Raw genomic sequence first — 18,147 nt, 5'->3', positions numbered from 1 at the left:
CCCGCAACCTCCGATTCCCATTCTTTGAGTGGCGCCTGTCCGGTTATGGACGGGGCAGGCGTCCTCATGCCCAAGGAAGTTCGACATGAACCGTCATCCCCAGCACACCCTTTCGCGACGCCGACCCTTGGTTGCCGCTGTCGTGGCAGCGCTGTTGCCGGTGTCGGCTTTCGCTGCGCCCAACGTTGAGTTCAGTGCGGACATGCTGTTCGGCAATGCCAGCGGTATCGATCTGGAGCGTTTCGAGCAAGGCAGCCTGCTGCCGGGTACCTACAACGCCGACATCCTCCTCAATGGCACATTGGTCGGGCGGCTGGATCTGGTGGCGCGCGTTGCTGAGGATGATGCTGTCCGCATCTGCCTGACCCCGGCGCTCTTTGAAATGCTGGGCCTGAATCATGCGCGCCTGGACGCAATGCGTGATGCGCCGGAAGCGGGCACTGCCAGTCCTTTGCCGTTGCCCACCGGGGCAGCCTGTCGGCCTCTCTCGGATTATGTGCCGGGTGCGTCGGCCGAATTCGATTCAGGCGAGCAGAGCCTGGTCATTTCGGTTCCCCAGATCTACCTGCTGCGTACCCCGCGCGGCTGGGTGGATCCTGCGCTTTGGGAAAAGGGCATCAACGCGGCCACACTTGGGTATAGCGTTAGTCACAATCGGCAGCGTAATGGTGGCCAGCAGGCCAGCCACACCAGCATGACGGTCGACGCGGGCCTGAATCTGGGCGAATGGCGTCTGCGTCATAGTGGCTATCTGCAGCACACCGATGCTGCCGGTACCGACTATGCGGCTGGCCGTAGCTACCTGCAGCGCAACCTGCCGAAGTGGGGGGCGCAGTTGACCTTGGGCGAGTCGTCGACGAACGGCGACATGCTGCAGGGTGTCAACTACCGGGGCGTGAACATCAGCAGCGACCCGCGCATGTTGCCGGATACGCTGAACAATTTCGCGCCGGTTGTTACCGGTGTGGCGCAGACCAATGCCCGCGTCACCATCCGCCAGCGTGGCTATGTGATCTACGAGACCACGGTAGCGCCGGGCCCGTTTGAGATTGATGATCTGCATGCGGCCGGCTCCAGTGGCGATATTGAAGTGGAGATCACCGAAGCCGATGGCCGGGTAGAGCAGTTCACCATTCCATTCACCGCCATGCCGCAGCTGCTGCGGCCGGGCCAGCAGCGCTTCAGTGTCACCGCAGGTGAACTCCGTGACGACTTCGGCGGGGAAAATCCGCGCTTCTTGGAAGCCACCCTGCGCCGTGGCCTGAGCAATCAGTTCACCGGCTATGCTGGCCTGACCGTTGCGGAAGGTTATTCCGGGGCGGTACTTGGCGCTGCCTGGAATACACCGTTGGGCGCGTTCTCCGGTGACGTCACCTTCAGCGATGCTCGTCTTCCGGGAGCGGATGGGGTGGCCAGCGAGCGGCGCCGTGGCCAGTCCTATCGCGTGGCCTTCAACAAGGCGCTGTTCTCAGACAGCACGAACATCACCTTGGCGGCCTATCGCTACTCGACCAGCGACTTCCTGAATCTGGGTGATGCAATCCGCCTGCGCGCCCAGAAGGACCTGAGCGATGGCTACGATCTTGTGGGCCGTCAGCGCAGCCGTCTGGACCTGACCGTCAATCAGCGCCTTACTGAGGGCAAGGGTACGCTGCACTTCACCGGCAGTATGACCGATTACTGGTCCGACAACCGCCGTCAGACATCGTTCTCTGCGACTTATAGCAATCGACTGGGGCGGGGCACCTATTCGGTCAGCGCCCGCCGGGCGACCGAGTCGTCGCTGTTCTCCGGCGGCGTCAGCCATACCAGCAACAGCCTCTACCTGAGCTACAGCGTTCCGCTGGGCGTACCGGCTGCGGCACCGCGCCTGGATACCAGCATCAGTCGCGAGAGCAATGGGCGGAGCACGCAGCGCGTAGGTGTGTCTGGTGCCATTGGTGAGCAGTATCTGGGCAACTACAACGCATCGGTCAGTCGCGACGGCGGCCAGACAAGTTACGACCTGGGCGCGTACTACCAAATGCCTACGGTATACGTGAGCGGTGGCTACAGCCGTCGTGGCTCCACCAGTCAGCTAAGTATGGGTGCAAGTGGTGGCCTGGTGCTGCACGCGGGCGGCCTCACGCTGGCCCAGCGCCTGGGGGAAACCGTGGGCGTGGTGCACATCCCGGGTGCGGCAGGTGCGGCGCTGGACAGCATGACCGGCGTCAAAACCGATGCCCGTGGCTATGCCGTATTGCCCTATTTGTCTCCATTCCGTCGAAACGCGTTCGATGTGGATCCCACCAATCTGCCGCTGGATGTCGAGCTGAGTTCGGGGACCGTTTCGGCTGTACCCAATGCCGGTGCAGTGGTGCGGATGGTGCTGCCAACCCAGGTGGGGCGCAGCGCATTGATCGAGGCGCTGCTGCCGGATGGAAAGCCCTTGCCGTTTGGCAACGATGTGACCAATGAAGCCGGTGATGTGGTCGGCGTGGTGGGCCAGAGCAGCCGCCTGTGGGTGCGCGGTGTTGAAGAGGTAGGGGAACTGACGGTGCGCTACGGCAGCGCAGTCTCAGACCAGTGCCGCATTCCGTATGACCTGCGTGGCGTCGAGGCCGGTGTGTTGCATCAGAGCAGCTGTGCGCCGGGTGAGGAGCGCAGGCTGGTTGATGTCACCAAGTAGTCGGCGATCAAATCGAGGACGAAACTAATGAAGACTGCTTCAAGAAATTCCACCCACCGTAGCTGCGCCGCATTGTTGACGTTCGCAGCCTTGGCACTGCCTGGACTGGCCACTGCAGCTTGCTCTCCCGATTGGGGTTCATACACATTTCCGCTGCCAGCTCGAGCCGTCGTTGTGGCAAATTCTGCCGCAATCGGTGAAACAATCGGGCCTTGGATCAGCACGGGGGAACAGGGCTATATCTTCTGTGGGCCGTCCGGCGGAATATTGCAGGAGAATTTTCACATTGGGGTTCTTCCGGAAACGGGCACCTACCAAGAGGGGGGACGTACCTATGGCATTTTCGATACAGGCATCGCCGGGATCGGAATGGTCGTACGCGCTCGAGCTGACCCGGACTACGGGTCGAATCCTGTCGCTGCAATTCGCGAAGGGGTGCGGGTACGGGCGGGAGCGGTTGACAACAAGCGGAACTTCGGCCTCATCAGCATCCGCTTCGTCAAGACGGGCGCAACCACGCCAGGGCATTACACGTTCACGGAAAGACATGTGCTGGACATGCAGCACTATCAGCGGGGTGACAAATTTCGGCAAGCACACCATCTCAGTTCGATGGCGTTGGAGGTGGTCCATCGCCCCCTCTGTCATGTAGCATCCAAAACCGTGCCGATGGGCTTGACCGCGGTCGCTCGATTGCCATCGGTCAATACCTATGGATCTACTCGCCGCTTCAGCGTCGAAATGAACTGTGAGACGAGCGCCGGACGAGTGCGCTACTTCGTAGAGCCTACAGGTGGCACCACCATCTTTGACCGTAGTCGGGGTATTGCCAATGTGGAAGGCGGGGCTAATGGCATCGGCATCCAGTTGCTGGGTATCGACGGCAACCCCATCAATCTCGACAGCGCATACTGGTTCGGTGACAGCGCTGCAGATGGGATTCGCAGTGAGGATTTTGGTGCGCGCTACTTCCGTACTGCTGTGAAGAATGAGGATGTGAGTCCTGGCGATGCCAATGCCACAGTCCGCTTCCGCGTGGACTACCCCTGACCCCCCTGCCGGACGATACTGGATGCTTTATGATCTGCGGCGACACTAGCCGTTAGGTTGGGGGCTGCTGGGGCAGGCGACCTTGCTAGTCCCCCTTCACCGATGGGTTCACTGAATCGGGAGCGAGGCAAGGGATCATGAATGGCAGTCTCGGAAGGCATATCTATAGTGGATTGCAGGCAGGACTGGTCATCGTGGCGCTTCTGTTGCCTCGAATGGCGGCCGCTGCCTGCATTTCCTGGGGCTCGGAGTTTACCTTTCCATTGCCGGCAACAACCCGCGTTGTAGCCAACACGGTGGAGATTGGCGAAGCACTGGGCCCCTGGATTGACTCGGGTGCTCAGGAGTACATGAATTGCGGTACCAGCGGCGGGGCGCCGTACATCAATTACCAGATCGGCGTCCTGCCGGAAGCGGGTACATACCACGAGGGGGGGCGTACCTATAGTGTCTTCGAGACGGGCGCCCCTGGCATCGGTATGGTGATCCGAGTGCGCGCTGACCCGGCTTCAGCCGGTTCGTATCTCTATGGGGCAATACGCAGCGGAGAGAGGGTGCGGTCAGGTCCGGCCAGCAACAAGGTTAATTCCGGTCTGATCGCCATTCGCTTCATCAAGACCGGAAACACCATGCCAGACAGCTACGCGCTGCCGGGGCAGCACGTGCTGGACATGCAGCATTTCCAGAGCAGTGACAGATTCCGCCAGCAACACCGGCTCAGTGCAATGACTCTTGAAGTGGACCATCGACCGCTCTGCCGTGTTGCATCCAAAACAGTGCCGATGGGGCTTACTTCAGTCACCCGCCTGCCAACGGTGGATTCCTACGGCGCCACCCGCCAGTTCACCGTGGATCTAACGTGCGAAACGGGTGCCGGTCGGGTCCGCTACTTTGTGGAGCCAGCAGGTACTACCACGGTCTTTGACCGTAGCCGGGGCATTGTGAATGTGGAGGGGGGGGCTAAAGGTGTCGGCATTCAACTGCTGGGGATCTTTAGTGAACCCATCGATCTTGATAGGGCCTACTGGTTTGGCGACAGTGCGGCCGATGGTGCTCGCTCTGAGAAATTTGGCGCACGCTACTTCCGCATTGCGGTGAAGACTGCGGATCTGATTCCCGGTGACGCGAACGCTACGGTGCGTTTCCGCATTGATTATCCATGAGAGTGTGCCGTTGAACTGGAAACCAGAGGATCCCTGCAGATGATTCGCGTGGTTGGAACCGAAACTGATAGTGGCCGGTCTGCCTGCGCTCGCTGGCGTCAGATCGTAGTGGGGGCGGTATTGACGGTGGTGCCCGTGGCGGCCTGGGCGCAGGTAGCTATGGATGGCACCCGGGTGGTGTTCCCGGCCAGCAGCAAGGAGGTTGCAGTTGCATTGACAAATGCCAGCGAGGTACCGGTGCTGGTGCAGGCGTGGATCGGTGACGAAGACGCGGAGCAGGCGCCGGAAGCCTCTTCTGCGCCGTTCCTCGTGGGTCCGCCCCTGCTGCGGCTGGAGCCCGGGCAGAAGAACCAGCTGCGTGTACTGCAACTGCGCGAAAAGGCACCCACTGACGACCGGGAGCATCTTTACTGGTTGAACGTGATGGCGGTGCCACCGAAATCGGGCCAGAGCGGAGAAAATGAGCTCAATGTCATGGTGCGCAGCCGGTACAAGGTGTTGTATCGGCCGGCAGGACTGCCCAAGCCTCCTGTGGATCGCACCGAAGGGATCACCTTCACCCTGCAGGGCGACGGAGAGCGGCGCGCGTTGAAGGTAACCAACGCGACACCGTTCTACTTCAACCTGGGCCGCATTACTTTGGGTGACACCGGCAACGAAGTTGAACTGGACAATCCTGCAGTGCCGCCTCGACAGGCTGTGGATATTGCAGTGCCTGCCGAGGCTCCCGCAAATCCACGAAACGTTCGCATCGAGTGGATCGATGACGACGGGCAGTTGCACCCGGCCACTCGAACTTTGGACGTGGCGACCCGCCCCTGACGTATCGTTTGCGGTCGAAGGCCCAGGCCCGGATGTCCGCCGAACGGGAAGGAACGGTGATGACGGTGATCGTTGCCCTCCCTTGAAGTGAGTCTCCTGTCCATAATCGCCAGATGGAGACCCGCGCACCTGTCCGAGACACACCTGCTGCCCCGATGCAACCTGCCTTCACCAGCAGCGCCATCGAAGCGCTGAAATGGCTGGCACTGCTGTCCATGACCGGCGACCACGTGGCCAAGGTGCTCTGCGGCGGGTACGTGCCAGTGCTGAGCGAGCTGGGCCGTCTGGCGTTTCCGCTGTTCGCACTGGTGATGGCCTGCAACCTGGCCCGGCCAGGCGCCGACCTGGTCAGGTCGATCCGCCGTCTGGGCCTGTGGGGTCTGGTCGCGCAGCCGCTGCATGCGCTGGCCTTCGGCGCTTGGCTGCCGTTGAACATCCTGTTGACCTTCACCGTAGCCGCGCTGGCGGTGTTCGCGCTGGCCCGCAACCGGCCACTACTGTTGCTGCTGGCCGCAGGGGTGTTGCCGGCCGTGGTGGACTACCAGTGGGCCGGCGTCGGCTTCGTGGTGCTGGGCTGGATCGCGTTCCGGCACCGCGCGTGGTGGCTGTTGCTGATCGGCTTTGCGGCGGTGTGCTGGGCCAATCACAACGGCTGGGCGTTGCTGGCCATTCCTGTGGCCTGGGCGCTGGCGCGTGTGGAATGGCGCATCCCGCGCTGGCGTTGGGTGTTTTATGGCTACTACGTGGGGCATCTGGCAGTGCTGGCGCTGCTGGCCCATGTGCTTTCGTGATGTCGGGATTGACGTTCCCGTTGGCTTGAAGGGCGGCGGATGGCGCGGAGCGGGTGCAGGGGAGGCGGGGGCTTGATTGCGCACGCTCGTACGCCCAAACCCCTGAAACACAGGCATCTGCGGGTATGCGACAATGCCGCCCGCTGCATGAATGTCTCCGTATGTGCACCGCAGCGCTTGCTCATGGCAAGCCCGGTGTGTGCATGATGGATTGCCACCGAAAACGGGTGGCCGGGGCCTGGAAACCCCGTTGGTCGCGTGTAGTTTGCGCACGCCAGCCGGCGTCGCCTTGTGCGGCGCCGGCTGGCAATTCGTCCCTGCTTTATGGCGGGCGGTGCGTGGAGGTGGACGATAGCCCACCTGCCGGTTAGTGCTTACGCGACCACCGGATTTCCAGCCACGTACCGTCCCGCCGCCTTTGTTAAGGGCGGTGGCACCGTATCCCTGTACGGAGACCAGCCATGAACGCATCGGATATTCCCCACCTGCGCGCGCACTACGCCCCGGCCAATGCCGAAGAGGGCGAGGACGACACCGCGAAGCCCGACCCCAATAACCTGATCGCGCTGCTGCACCAGATCGGCTGCGGCGTGGCCGCCGACGGCCAGCCCTGGCCCGAGCGCCACCAGTTGCCGGGCCGCTGCCTGGCCCTGGCCGACAGCGATGGCGCCTTGGCCGGCCTGCGCATCGTCAACGAAATCCTGCTGGCCGCCGAGCGCGCCCGCCAGAACGGTGGCCCGGAACACTACGTAGGCGATCGCGTGATGGAAGGGTTGAAGCTGGCAGCACTGGCGCTCACCAACCACGCCATCTTCCGCCTGCACCCCGAGTAGAGCCACGCCATGCGTGGATGCTGTTCATGTAGAGCCGAGCCCACGCTCGGCTCACCGGACAATACGCAGCCGAGCATGGCTCGGCTCTACAGCAGAGCCACGCCATGCGTGGACGCTACCGTGGGTGCTTCATCGGCCACAAGGCGGTAACGGCGCCCGCGCCCCAGGCCACCCAGGCACCCAGCCCCATGTAGACCAGCGCCTGCAGGCTGGCCGCAAGCACGAATGGCTCGACGTGCTGGGCCATCGGCAGGCATACGCCACCCAGCACCAGCAGGCCGACCAGCAGCAATGCCGCAGATCCCACCGTCGCTCGCTCCTGGGTTGCACGTGGCACCACCGCGCAGGCGGCTGCTACGCAGAACGGCAATAGCAGCGGCACGGCCTGCCAGGCCACACCCACGGCCAGGCTGGCGGAGGCAATGGCAGCCCAACAGATCCGCTCGCGCACCGCCGGCTGTTCGTGGCGTGCGAGCGATGTCCCGAACGCATGGATTCCCGCTGCGATCGCACTACCCAACAGCAACCCGGCAGCAACATCGCTCCAATAGTGGACCCCCAGCCAGACCCGGGCCATTCCGGCGATCACCCCGGCCATCAGCGCGACGCCCAGCACTGCCCCGCGCTTGAACCCTCCGGTGATGTGTTGGCGTGCCAACAACCACAGCGCGGCCAGTACAAAGAAGCAGGTAGCGCTGGTGGTGTGCCCGCTGGGCAGGGAAGGGCCGGCGGCACCGGCCAGGCTGAGGGTGGCGTCGAAGCTGAAGGGGCGTGGCACCGGCGCGAAGACCTTGATGCTCTGCACGGCCAGCGTGACCACCATCAACGCCATCAGCATCAGGCGCGTTGCCCCCGCGCCGAACGCCACCCACAACACCGGCATCGCCAGCAGGTAGAACCAGAATTCGCCCAGGATGTTGCCAACCACCGCCAGCCCGCGCACCGGCCACTGCTGGGTGCGCTGCACGCGATCCACCTCGGCCTGCCGGAACGCCGATACCGGCGCGAAGCGCTCGACGGTCTGCACTTCGCTGAGGGGTACCGCATGCAGCTGTTGATACGCGCGGTCCAGCTGCTGCGGGAACCGCGTGCGCAATGTACGAGCCTCGTCGCGGCCGACCCAGCGCGCCTGGATGATTTCCCGCCCGAGGTGCGGCGCATCCAGCAGGTTCACCGCATTGCCCTGCACCTGGACCGGTTCGAGGGCGCGGCAGGCGAAGACATGCACGCCCGCCTCGTCGTCCAGCAGGCCGGTGGTGGCGACGACAAGCCCGGTTTCTTCCAGCGCTTCGCGGATGGCAGTGTGCTGCGGCAACTCGCCATGTTCTGCTGTTCCGCCGGGCAGCTGCCAGCGCGAGGTGACATCCTGCACCAGCAGCATGCGCTCGCCCGAACGCATGACGCAGACCGAGGCGGCGCTGGCCAGATGGGGTACGAGCAGGAGTGTTGCGAGCAGCACGTATCGCAACGACGTGGCAAACGAAGGAAAGGCTGGAAGGCGCATGGCACCACCGCGTGAGGAGGGTCACGCCGATGGTGCAGTCCGGCCGGGAAGGACACTATCGGATTCGTACGAATCCGACAGTGCGCTTCAGTAGATCCACGCCATGCGTGGATGTTTGGCGGATCGCCACGGTATCAGCCAGGCATGGCCTGGCTCTACTGGGTTTCGGTAGATCCACGCCATGCGTGGATGCATGCTGCAGTGCCAACCAAGGTTGGCACCTACCCGGGCGGTGGCAAGCCCCAGTAGATCCACGCCATGCGTGGATGCCATTGGCGAGAACGTCGCCGGCTCAGAAATCCATCGTCGCCGACAACAAGACTGTTCTCGGCGCTCCCAGCGCCAGACTGGAAAGCAACGGCATGCCCCAGTACGCCTTGTTGGTCACGTTGTTCACCGTGGCGCGCAGCGCCAGCGGCCTGCCGGCCAGTGTGGTGCTGTAGCGCGCGCCCACGTCGAACAACGTCCGCCCCGGTACCGACAGACTGTTGTCGGCACTGATGTACTGCTTCGACATCGCCATGGCATTGCCGGTCAAAGTGAGGCCCTGCAAGGTCGGCACATCCCATTCCACACCGAGCTTGGCCTGCCGCTGCGCCACCGCGGTGGCAATGCGTCCTTCATTCACGCCACCGGCCGTGCGGGTCAGCTTCGGCTGCACATAGGCCACGCCGCCGAGCAGGCGCACGCCGTCCATCGGTGCACCGAAGAAGCCCCATTCCACGCCGCGGTTTCGTTGCTCGCCACCGAACGAGAAGATATTCGTGACCGGGTCGGTGTAGCTGCTCGGTCGCTTGATTTCATACACGCTGAAGGTGTGCGCGAAGGTGCCCAGGTCCAGCTTCAGGCCCAGCTCCTTCTGCTTGGTGCGGAACGGTGCGAACACATCACCGGCATTGGTAGCGGTCATCGGCGCGGTGGCGCCCTGGCTGAGGCCTTCGATGTAGTTGGTGTAGAGGGAGATCGTGTCGGTGGCCTTCAGCAGCAGCGCCGCAGCCGGGGTGGTGGCGCTCTCGTCGTAGCGTGAAGTGCGTGCGCCCGTGGCCACGCTGAAGGTCTCGCTGACCACCTGCTGGCGGCGCACGCCGAGCGTCAACTGCACGCGCTCATCGGCGAAGGACAAGGTGTCGGCGAAGCCGATGCTGTCCAGCCGCAGTTCGGTATGCGAGATGTGCGGCGCTACGAACGGCGCGGCCGGGCCCCACATTGGGTTGTAGAGGTTGGTGGTCCAGTCCCAGCCAGGCACGCTGCGGCGGCCATAGTCGTTCTGAGTGTGCTGGTAGTGGGTCACATTGGCAGCCCATTGATGGCCGATGCTGCCGGTGTGGAACGAGCCACGCAGGCCGACATCTGCGGACTGCTTCCTGATATCGAAGGCGAGCTGGCCGATCACTGTGGTGAAGTCGCCGGCTGGATTGAGGATCTGCGCGCTGATCGAGCCGTTGTAGCGGTAGTCGGTCCTGCTGCTGCCGTAGGCCAGGTAAGCCATCAGGCTATCGTTGATGTCCAGTTCGCCGCGCAGCATCGCGCCCTTGTCCTGGCTGTCCACGTAGGCCCAGTCCGGGTTGATCAGCGTATCGCCACGCGGCGGCCGCGGAATGGCGACGCCCGGTGCCAGGCCGACGCCACGTGCCGGGCCGTCAACACGGTCATCGGCGCTGTACAGATCCGCCGACAGCCGCGCACGTTCGCCGCGCCAGTCCAGTGCCAGCGAACCGAGCTGTACTTTCTTGCGCTGCTTGCCGACTGCGCCGTCACCATCACGCCAGGCGCCGTTGAAGCGGATGCCGAACTGCTTGTTCGAGCCCAGGCGACGCCCCACATCCACATGGGTGCCAAACTGCGCATCGGAGGCGAAGTTGGCACTGACCCGCAGCAGCGGTTGATCACCGGCACGCTTGGGGACCAGGTTGACGCTGCCACCGACCGAGCCGCCCGGCGGCATGCCGTTGAGCAGCGCGGAGGGGCCTTTCAGCACCTCGATGCGTTCGAACATTTCCGGCGAAGTGCGGTAGTAGGGCGCCATGCCGCTGAGGCCATTGAAGGTGGTATCGCTGGTGCTGGAGGCGAAGCCGCGGATCGCGTAGTTCTCGCTCCACGAACCGGTGACGCCGTTGCTGAAGACGTTGGGGTCGGTGGCGGCGATGACGTCGGTCAGGTCCTTGGCCTGGCGGTCGCGGATGAACGACTCGGTGTAGCTGATCGTGCTGAACGGCGTGTCCATGAAGTCCTTGTCGCCGAGCAGGCCGACGCGGCTGCCGGCGGCCACTTGCCCGCCCGCATAGTCTGCAGTGACCCGGCGCTGTTCCTGCACCTGCACCGAGGGCAGGGTGGACGGCGCGGAGTCGGCCAGCGCGGCAAACGAGGCCAGCAGCCCCAGCGCCAAGGCCGACACCCGGTAGCGCCGGGCCATTGGCGGATGCATCTGCGCGCGGGTCGCGGCGGCCGCTGCACGCTGCAGCGGAGAGGAAAGGTGGTGCACGGTCATGCCAGGTTCCTGTGAATCGCAGGTGCGAGCGCGCCTGGCGCGCTGCCGACGGCAAGCACGGGGGAGGGCGCAGCGCAGGGTTGTCGGCTGGGTGGGGACCTGGCGGGAAGTGAGCCATGGGCTCGATTGCGGACGGCGGCGGGGTTGCGAACCACACGCGTTCCTAATTAGTTGAGTAAATTAAACTAAATCATATGAAGCGGACAAGAGGGTCCCTTTGCTGGCACCCTCGCTACGGTATGAACATGCACCCTGAGACCCTGGCGGCGGCCCGTGGCCGCCCGCCCACCATCACCCCGGAGCGCCTGGCCGACATCGGCATCCGTCTGGGCCTGCCCAACCTGACCATGGCCAACGTGGCCGCCGAACTGGCGGTGACCCAGGCGGCGCTGTACAAGCGCGTGGCCAACCTGGAGGCGTTGAAGCGGCTGGTGGCCGAAGCCGTGTTCCAGCGCTGGCAGATCCCCCGCGCCTCGGCCGATGCGGCGGGTGGCCTGCAGGGCTACCTGACGGTGTTCGTGGAGTCACTGTGCGAGGTGGTGAAGGCGCATCCCGGGCTGCCCCCGTACCTGCTGCGGCGCACGGTGGCGACCGCACCGATGCTGGAAAAGATCGCCTCGCACCAGGCCCACGTGGCCGAGGTGTTCGGCCTGCCGGTGGACAAGGCGCGCTGGCTGCTGGCCACGATCGCGTTCTACTGCATCGCCGGCGCCGACACCATCTACGCGATTGCGGATGACGAGGAGGGGCAGGTGATCACCGAGTTCAAGCAGGGCATGCGGGCGCTGGTGATCGGGTCGTTGCAGTTGTTGGATGCGGACGACGGGGACGGATTGCCGTGACCCCATCCACGCATGGCGTGGCTCTACAATGCGGCCATGCCTGCCACGCCCACTCTCGATGACCTTCGCCGCTACGCGGTGGCGCGCACCCTGTTCAAGCCGACCACGCTGCTGACCGCGATCCGGCGCCTGGGCTTCGTGCAGGCCGACCCGATCAGGGCACCGGCGCGCGCGCAGGACCTGACCCTGCGCCACCGGGTGAAGGGCTATCGCGCAGGCGATCTTGAGCGCCGGTATACCCGCCTGCCGGTGGAAGAGGATTGCCTGGTGAACTACGGCTTCCTGCCGCGCGAGCATCTGGCACTGATGCACCCGCGCGCGGCCAAGCGCGAGTGGGACGCCGAGACCCATCGCCGCGCGGCCGAGGTGCTGGCGTTCGTGCGCGAGCGCGGCAGTGTGCACCCCCGTGAGGTTGACCAGGCGTTTGCGCATGGCCGGGTGACCAACTACTGGGGCGGCACCAGCAATGCCAGCACGCACCTGCTGGACGGCATGCACTACCGCGGCCTGCTGCGCGTACAGCGGCGCGACAGTGGCACCCGCATCTATGCAGTGGCCGCGCATGCCGAGCCAGATGCCAGCGAACAAGCGCAGATCGAGCGCGCCGCCGCCCTGATCGACCTGGTGGTGCGCAAATACGCGCCGCTGCCGTCGGCCAGCCTGACCTATCTGGTGCGCCTGCTGGGCTATGGTGCACCGCATCTGGCCGAGCAGACCCGCAAGGCATTGGCGCTGGCCAAGCAGCAGCTGGCCAGCTGCACGCTGGAAGGCACCACCTGGTACTGGCCGGCAGACGAGAATCCACGCTCGCGCAGGCACGCGCCAGACGAGCAGGTGCGCCTGCTGGCGCCGTTCGACCCGGTGGTGTGGGACCGCCGCCGTTTCGAGTTGCTGTGGGATTGGGTCTACAAGTTCGAAGCGTACACGCCTGCGCCGAAACGCCAGTACGGCTACTACGCACTGCCGGTGTTGTGGCACGACCAGGTGGTGGGCTGGGCCAATCTCAGCGTGCGCGAGGGTGAGCTGGTGTCGAACGTGGGTTATGCCGGCAAGTCGCTGGCCCGCGACAAGGTGTTTCGTGGCGCGCTGGACGAAGAGCTGCAACGCATGGCGGAGTTCCTGTAGCGCCAAGCGGCGCATGGGTGCCGATCTGGTGCTGGCCGCGTTGGTGTGTTCGTCTGTGATCGGGCTGGGCTTCGGCTAGTTCCCGGCACACAGTGCTGCACAGCTGGACCCTATCTTGGCATTGACGGCGGAATAGGGCCGCCCGCTATGGCACCTGTAGAGCCGAACCCGCGCTCGGCTGCACTCCGTTCAGGTCTCGCTGCACCGAGCGCTGCACGCAGCAAGCCGAGCATGCGCTCGGCTCTACAGCTACTCAGCGCGCCTTGCCTTTGATTGGCACGCCTCCCGGCAGCTGGGAATACCCGCCGTCACCCCAGTGCCGGGTGATGCGCTGGAAGAACAGAGAGTTGGGCACGCGCAGCAGGCAACCGCGCGCGCCTTCGCCACGATCACTCAGCGTGGTGTAGATCAGGTTGATGTCCACCACCTGGCCGCACAGGCCCGGCTTGTCCACGCTTTCCAGCACTTCGATCGTGTCGTTGATGCGGAACGGGCGCGTAGCCACGATCAGGAACGAACAGAACAGGTTGGACAACACGCTCCACGCTGCAAAGAACGCCACCGCACCGACCGCCATGAACCCGGTCAGCGCGGTCCACAGCACCGAGCGCGAAACGCCCAGCCGCTCCAGTATCAGCAGCGCGGCCGCCAGATACAGCAGCAATGCACCGCCGCGGCGCAGGCCCACATGAAGCTCTGGAGCCAGCCTGCCGCGCTGCCGGGCCTGCACCAGCAGCCACGCCAGGGCGCGCACCATCACCCACGCGACGCCGAGGATGGCCAGCACCTCGGCCACCGGCACAACCACGGTCAGCCAATCCTGGATCCAGGCGGGCAATCCGGCCATGAGGGGTCACAGTGTTGCCGCGCCGCCGGAGATGGTCAGCAGTGCACCGGAGGTGTAGCTGGCGGTGTCCGAAGCCAGCATCACATAGGCCGAGGCCAGCTCGGCCGGCTGCCCGGGGCGGCCGAATGGCGTCTGCGCGCCGAACTGTTCGACCTCTTCGGCGGCCATGCCTGCGGGAATGAACGGCGTCCAGATCGGGCCGGGCAGCACGGCATTGACGCGGATCTGATGCTCGGCCAGCAGGCCGGCCAGCCCCAGCGTCAGGTTGGCGACGGCACCTTTGGTTGCAGAATAGGGAAGGATGTTGGGCGTCGGCCGTTTGGAGTTGACCGACGCGGTGTTGATGATCGCACCGCCACCGCGCAGGTGTGGCACGCACAGCCGGGTCAGATTGAACACGGCATGCACATTGGTATCGAACGTCCGCTTCCAGTCATCCAGGGTGATGTCGTCGAAGTGCTCGTAGTAGCGCTGGTACGCCGCGTTGTTGACCAGGATATCGAGACCGTCCAGTTCGCTGGCCACGCGGTCCACGAGCGAGCGCGCCTGTGCCGGGTCGCTGATGTCACAGGGCACCAGCACGGCCTTGCGCCCGGCCTGTTCGATCTGCTGCTGCACATGGCGGGCATCGTCCTGCTCACCATCGAGGAACGCGATGGCAACGTCGGCGCCTTCGCGCGCGAACGCGATTGCCACCGCCGCGCCGATGCCGCTGTCACCGCCAGTGATCAGTGCCTTCTTGCCCTGCAGCAGTCCATGCCCGCGGTAGCTGTCCTCGCCGTGGTCCGGCCGGGGCTGCATCTGCGCGGTCTTGCCGGGGAAGGATTGCTGTTGGGCCGGGAAGGGCGGGTGTGGGTAGTCGGGCAGGGCCATCGTCACTCTCCGGAAGGAAACCGGGGCCAGTGTCCCTCCATGGCGGTAAACGGCCGGAGGGCGCGGTGTCGTTGCGGCGTGGATGTGTGCGCGCAGGACTTCACAGCGGATGGGCGATGGTGGTCATGATGCTGTTGGCCGGTTGACGCGAATCCAGTCGCGTGTGCTGCACGATGATCGGCTGGTCGGATTCGACGAGGGTAGCGAAGCCGGTGCCGCGCGGTACCGGCGCCGGATCCTGCAGGTCATTGAAGCGCAGGTGACAAGTGCGTCGTGCCGGCACGGTGACCCGGTACGGGCCCACGGGATCTCGGTCTTCGAAGTAGAGGGTCAGGGTGACATGCGCGTCCTCGTTGCCGGCATTGAGGACACAGCAGGTTTCGTGACTCTGCATCTCCGGTGACGGTCCGTTGCTCCAGGCTGGAATGTAGCCTTCGGGGATAGCCCAGCGTCGATGCCCGATGCAGGAAGCGTTCGTTTCCATGACGCCGTTTTAGCCCGGCGGGTGTTGCCATCGTGTCCAGTCCCCGCACGGAATCCGTGATGACCATCGGCTACCACGCATCGCATGAGCAGTTCCCGCCCGCCACTTTGCTGGGCATGGCACTGCGCGCCGAACAGGCGGGATTCGAGGCTTTGATGTGCTCGGACCACTTCCACCCGTGGACGACCGCGCAAGGGCAGTCCGGCCACAGCTGGGTATGGGCCGGCGCGCTGGCGGTGCAGAGCGCATTGACCCTGGGCATGGTGACCTGCCCGATGCTGCGCCAGCACCCGGCATTGGTGGCACAGGCAGCGGCGACGCTGGAGCAGTTGGCGCCGGGCCGGATCTGGCTGGCGCTGGGTACCGGCGAGGCCCTGAACGAGCGCATCACTGGCCAGCCGTGGCCAGCCAAGCGCGAGCGGCAGAAGGCACTGCGCGATGCGGCCGAGGTGATGCGGCGGCTGTGGGGCGGCGAGCAGGTCGACCACGACGGTGGCTTCCGGGTGCGCCAGGCACGGCTCTACAGTCGCCCGGCGCTTCCCCTGCCGCTGCTGGGGGCGGCCGTCACCGAGGAAACTGCACGCTGGATAGGGGGCTGGGCCGATGGCCTGATCACCATCAGCCAGCCACTGGCGCAGTTGCGGCGTGTGGTGGCGGCGTTCGAGGACGGCGGTGGCAGGGGCAAGCCGATGTACCTGCAGGCCAAGCTGTCCTACGCGCGCGCCGAACAGGCGGCGCTGGAAGGTGCGATGGAGCAGTGGAGCGCCAACGTGCTGCCGCCGGAACTGGCCGAAGGGCTGGACCAGCCCGAACAGTTCGAAGCACAGGCCCGATCGGTCAGCGCCGAGGTGGTGCGCCAGCACGTGCATGTCTCGGCAGACCTGGGCCAGCATCGGGCCTGGCTGCAGGAGCTGCAGGGACTGGGCTTCGATCGCATCTACCTGCACAACGTGAACCGCGAGCAGGAACGCTTCATCGATGATTTCGCCGAGCACGTACTGCCTGCGCCGCGCACTCAGGCACCCTCGGCGGCCAGCCACGTATAGCCATGGCCTTGCAGGTAACAGCGGCGATCCTGCAGCTTGGCGCCTTGGCCCACCAGCGTGTTCAACGGACCGCGCAGGGGCACGTCCACCTCGACCGGCTCGTCGCCGAAGTTGATCAGTGCCAGTGCCTGATGGGGTGCCTCACCGTAGCGGAGCATCAGCAGCGCGGGAGATGGCGGGTCGAGCGTGTGAGGACCCTGCTGCAGCACGGGATGTGCATTGCGCTGCTGCAGCAGCTCGCGCACCCGCAGCAGCAGTGAACCTGGCGTCGTGCGTTGCGCCTCGACGTTCACCGTGCGGTAACCGTACGGGCCGTCTGCCGGTGGTGCGCGCCAGGCATGCCGCGGTTGATCGGTAAACCCCGCCGCTGGTCCACCGTGCCAGTGCATCGGCATGCGCACGGCATTGCGCTCTGGCAGCTCCAGGCAGTCACCGAGGCCGATCTCTTCGCCGTAGCGGATCACCGGTACCTGGCCCAGCGACAGCAATGCCGCCCAAGCCATACCCTGCCATGCGATGTCGCCCTCCAGCATCGGTGCCAGCCGGCGGCGGATGCCACGGCCATAGATTCGCATGCCACGCTCAGGGGCGAAGCGTCCCATCACCGCTTCGCGCTCGTCCGGCTCCAGCTGCTCCAGGTCAAGCTCATCGTTGTTGCGCAGCCAGGCGATGCGGGTGTGCGGCGGCGCCTGCGGTCCGTATTCGGCCATGACCCGGGCCACTTCGCTGGCGTCGCCGCGCGCCAGGGCCAGGAAGAAATGATTGTTGAGGTGGAAATCCAGCAGGTGCGAAAGCCGCCGGCCCTGGCAGAGGAAGTCACCGTAGCGCGACGCGGGGACGTCCGCTTCGCCGATCAGCGGCAGGCCTGGCTGCTGCGCGTCTGCCGTGGCGCGCATTTCCTCCAGCAGCCACAGCCCGTCGTCGCGGGGGTCGGCGTGTCGCGCGCGCTCGGCCATGTACGGCACCGCGTCCACGCGGAAGCCGGCCACGCCGCGCTGCATCCAGAACGTCATCACCCGCAGCAGTTCGTCGCGTACTGGCGCATGGGCCAGCTCCAGGTCTGGCTCGTGCCGGTAGAGCATATGCCGGTTGAACGCGCCGGCCTCGGCGTTCCAGGTCCAGGCAGACGCCTCGATCGGCGGGAACATCGGCTTCAGGCCATCGTCGGGCACGTGGTCGCTCCACAGGTACCAGCGGCGCCAGGCCGGGTCGCCGCGCTGCGCGGCGACGAACCACGGGTGAGCGCTGGCAGTGTGCTGCATCACCAGCTCGACGATGATGCCGATGTCGCGTGCGGCGGCAGCATCGACCAGGCGCTGGAACGCCGCCTCGTCACCCAGGCGTGGATCGATGCGGTAGTGATCGGTGACATCGTAGCCACCGTCACGGCCGGCGTTGCAGTAGAACGGCAGCAGCCACAGGTGGCTGACACCGAGCCACTGCAGGTAGTCCAGCTTTTCGGTGATGCCATCCAGAGTGCCCCAGCCGCGCCCATTGCTGTCGCGGAAGAGGTAGGGGTCGACCTGGTAGATCGCACGCAGCGGACGCACCGCCATTGGGCCGCTCCAGCACCGTTCAAGGGTGACCAGCCTGCTGCGCGACATGGCAGCG

Annotated in this window: 15 protein-coding genes; 9 read left to right on the top strand and 6 right to left on the bottom strand. The window is 65.1% G+C overall.

Annotation, left to right across the window (positions count from 1 at the left end; all coding sequences use genetic code 11):
• Positions 1-28: 28 nt before the first annotated feature.
• The 6 genes from AC5P65_RS10535 (at position 29) to AC5P65_RS10510 (ending at position 7,327) form a co-directional block, all read left to right on the top strand.
• A complete protein-coding gene (locus tag AC5P65_RS10535; RefSeq protein WP_495215563.1) occupies positions 29-2,668 on the top strand; it encodes a fimbria/pilus outer membrane usher protein in 2,640 nt (879 codons plus the stop codon).
• Between the two features lie 27 nt (positions 2,669-2,695).
• Positions 2,696-3,718: a fimbrial protein gene (locus AC5P65_RS10530; RefSeq protein ID WP_111101908.1), complete on the top strand. Its 1,023-nt coding sequence runs from the start codon at positions 2,696-2,698 to the stop codon at positions 3,716-3,718.
• A gap of 137 nt (positions 3,719-3,855) precedes the next feature.
• Positions 3,856-4,881, top strand: coding sequence for a fimbrial protein (locus tag AC5P65_RS10525; protein WP_180832472.1), 1,026 nt, complete (start codon positions 3,856-3,858; stop codon positions 4,879-4,881).
• 39 nt (positions 4,882-4,920) lie between these two features.
• Positions 4,921-5,703 carry a fimbrial biogenesis chaperone gene (locus AC5P65_RS10520; RefSeq protein WP_111101910.1) on the top strand — a complete coding sequence of 261 codons (783 nt, stop codon included), beginning with the start codon at positions 4,921-4,923 and terminating at the stop codon, positions 5,701-5,703.
• A gap of 155 nt (positions 5,704-5,858) precedes the next feature.
• On the top strand, positions 5,859-6,494 hold the full coding sequence (locus AC5P65_RS10515) for a TraX family protein (RefSeq protein WP_180832470.1): 636 nt from the start codon (positions 5,859-5,861) through the stop codon (positions 6,492-6,494).
• Between the two features lie 461 nt (positions 6,495-6,955).
• Entirely contained in the window at positions 6,956-7,327 is a 372-nt protein-coding gene (locus AC5P65_RS10510) for a hypothetical protein (RefSeq protein WP_111101912.1), read from the top strand.
• A gap of 115 nt (positions 7,328-7,442) precedes the next feature.
• On the opposite strand, the gene AC5P65_RS10505 is transcribed toward AC5P65_RS10510, so the two are convergent.
• Together AC5P65_RS10505 and AC5P65_RS10500 are read right to left on the bottom strand one after the other, a co-directional pair.
• Positions 7,443-8,831 carry a phosphatase PAP2 family protein gene (locus tag AC5P65_RS10505; protein WP_180832468.1) on the bottom strand — a complete coding sequence of 463 codons (1,389 nt, stop codon included), beginning with the start codon at positions 8,829-8,831 and terminating at the stop codon, positions 7,443-7,445.
• Positions 8,832-9,123: 292 nt separating this feature from the next.
• Positions 9,124-11,319 (bottom strand): TonB-dependent receptor, encoded by a 2,196-nt coding sequence (locus AC5P65_RS10500; protein WP_180832465.1) that lies wholly within the window; start codon positions 11,317-11,319, stop codon positions 9,124-9,126.
• Positions 11,320-11,558: 239 nt separating this feature from the next.
• Between AC5P65_RS10500 and AC5P65_RS10495 the strand changes: the two genes are divergently transcribed.
• Both AC5P65_RS10495 and AC5P65_RS10490 read left to right on the top strand, forming a co-directional pair.
• Positions 11,559-12,161, top strand: coding sequence for a TetR/AcrR family transcriptional regulator (locus AC5P65_RS10495; protein WP_111101915.1), 603 nt, complete (start codon positions 11,559-11,561; stop codon positions 12,159-12,161).
• A gap of 12 nt (positions 12,162-12,173) precedes the next feature.
• Positions 12,174-13,286 carry a DNA glycosylase AlkZ-like family protein gene (locus AC5P65_RS10490; protein WP_241744960.1) on the top strand — a complete coding sequence of 371 codons (1,113 nt, stop codon included), beginning with the start codon at positions 12,174-12,176 and terminating at the stop codon, positions 13,284-13,286.
• Between the two features lie 253 nt (positions 13,287-13,539).
• Here the strand turns inward: AC5P65_RS10490 and AC5P65_RS10485 are convergent, their stop codons facing one another.
• The 3 genes from AC5P65_RS10485 to AC5P65_RS10475 form a co-directional block, all read right to left on the bottom strand.
• Entirely contained in the window at positions 13,540-14,133 is a 594-nt protein-coding gene (locus tag AC5P65_RS10485; protein WP_111098501.1) for a mechanosensitive ion channel domain-containing protein, read from the bottom strand.
• A gap of 6 nt (positions 14,134-14,139) precedes the next feature.
• Positions 14,140-15,006: a glucose 1-dehydrogenase gene (locus tag AC5P65_RS10480; protein ID WP_111098500.1), complete on the bottom strand. Its 867-nt coding sequence runs from the start codon at positions 15,004-15,006 to the stop codon at positions 14,140-14,142.
• A 100-nt stretch (positions 15,007-15,106) separates the two neighbouring features.
• Positions 15,107-15,490, bottom strand: coding sequence for a sensory rhodopsin transducer (locus AC5P65_RS10475; protein WP_111101918.1), 384 nt, complete (start codon positions 15,488-15,490; stop codon positions 15,107-15,109).
• A 59-nt stretch (positions 15,491-15,549) separates the two neighbouring features.
• On the opposite strand from AC5P65_RS10475, the gene AC5P65_RS10470 reads away from it, so the two are divergent.
• Positions 15,550-16,536 carry a TIGR03885 family FMN-dependent LLM class oxidoreductase gene (locus tag AC5P65_RS10470; protein ID WP_495215562.1) on the top strand — a complete coding sequence of 329 codons (987 nt, stop codon included), beginning with the start codon at positions 15,550-15,552 and terminating at the stop codon, positions 16,534-16,536.
• Here AC5P65_RS10470 and AC5P65_RS10465 read toward each other — a convergent pair.
• Positions 16,506-18,140: an alpha-amylase family glycosyl hydrolase gene (locus AC5P65_RS10465; RefSeq protein ID WP_495215561.1), complete on the bottom strand. Its 1,635-nt coding sequence runs from the start codon at positions 18,138-18,140 to the stop codon at positions 16,506-16,508. The genes AC5P65_RS10470 and AC5P65_RS10465 overlap by 31 nt on opposite strands.
• Between the last annotated feature and the right edge of the window lie 7 nt (positions 18,141-18,147).

Source organism: Stenotrophomonas sp. YJH_SMC_48-3, assembly GCF_059369375.1.
The sequence above is the reverse complement of the archived record's forward strand: the minus strand, read 5'-3'. Positions and strand labels throughout refer to the sequence as shown.

Excerpts from the sequence above, each read along its gene's own strand:
- AC5P65_RS10530 (WP_111101908.1), top strand. The coding sequence starts at position 2,696 with ATGAAGACTGCTTCAAGAAATTCCACCCACCGTAGCTGCGCCGCATTG.
- AC5P65_RS10525 (WP_180832472.1), top strand. The coding sequence starts at position 3,856 with ATGAATGGCAGTCTCGGAAGGCATATCTATAGTGGATTGCAGGCAGGA.
- AC5P65_RS10520 (WP_111101910.1), top strand. The coding sequence starts at position 4,921 with ATGATTCGCGTGGTTGGAACCGAAACTGATAGTGGCCGGTCTGCCTGC.
- AC5P65_RS10515 (WP_180832470.1), top strand. The coding sequence starts at position 5,859 with ATGCAACCTGCCTTCACCAGCAGCGCCATCGAAGCGCTGAAATGGCTG.
- AC5P65_RS10510 (WP_111101912.1), top strand. The coding sequence starts at position 6,956 with ATGAACGCATCGGATATTCCCCACCTGCGCGCGCACTACGCCCCGGCC.
- AC5P65_RS10505 (WP_180832468.1), bottom strand. The coding sequence starts at position 8,831 with ATGCGCCTTCCAGCCTTTCCTTCGTTTGCCACGTCGTTGCGATACGTG.
- AC5P65_RS10500 (WP_180832465.1), bottom strand. The coding sequence starts at position 11,319 with ATGACCGTGCACCACCTTTCCTCTCCGCTGCAGCGTGCAGCGGCCGCC.
- AC5P65_RS10495 (WP_111101915.1), top strand. The coding sequence starts at position 11,559 with ATGAACATGCACCCTGAGACCCTGGCGGCGGCCCGTGGCCGCCCGCCC.
- AC5P65_RS10490 (WP_241744960.1), top strand. The coding sequence starts at position 12,174 with ATGGCGTGGCTCTACAATGCGGCCATGCCTGCCACGCCCACTCTCGAT.
- AC5P65_RS10485 (WP_111098501.1), bottom strand. The coding sequence starts at position 14,133 with ATGGCCGGATTGCCCGCCTGGATCCAGGATTGGCTGACCGTGGTTGTG.
- AC5P65_RS10480 (WP_111098500.1), bottom strand. The coding sequence starts at position 15,006 with ATGGCCCTGCCCGACTACCCACACCCGCCCTTCCCGGCCCAACAGCAA.
- AC5P65_RS10475 (WP_111101918.1), bottom strand. The coding sequence starts at position 15,490 with ATGGAAACGAACGCTTCCTGCATCGGGCATCGACGCTGGGCTATCCCC.
- AC5P65_RS10470 (WP_495215562.1), top strand. The coding sequence starts at position 15,550 with ATGACCATCGGCTACCACGCATCGCATGAGCAGTTCCCGCCCGCCACT.
- AC5P65_RS10465 (WP_495215561.1), bottom strand. The coding sequence starts at position 18,140 with ATGTCGCGCAGCAGGCTGGTCACCCTTGAACGGTGCTGGAGCGGCCCA.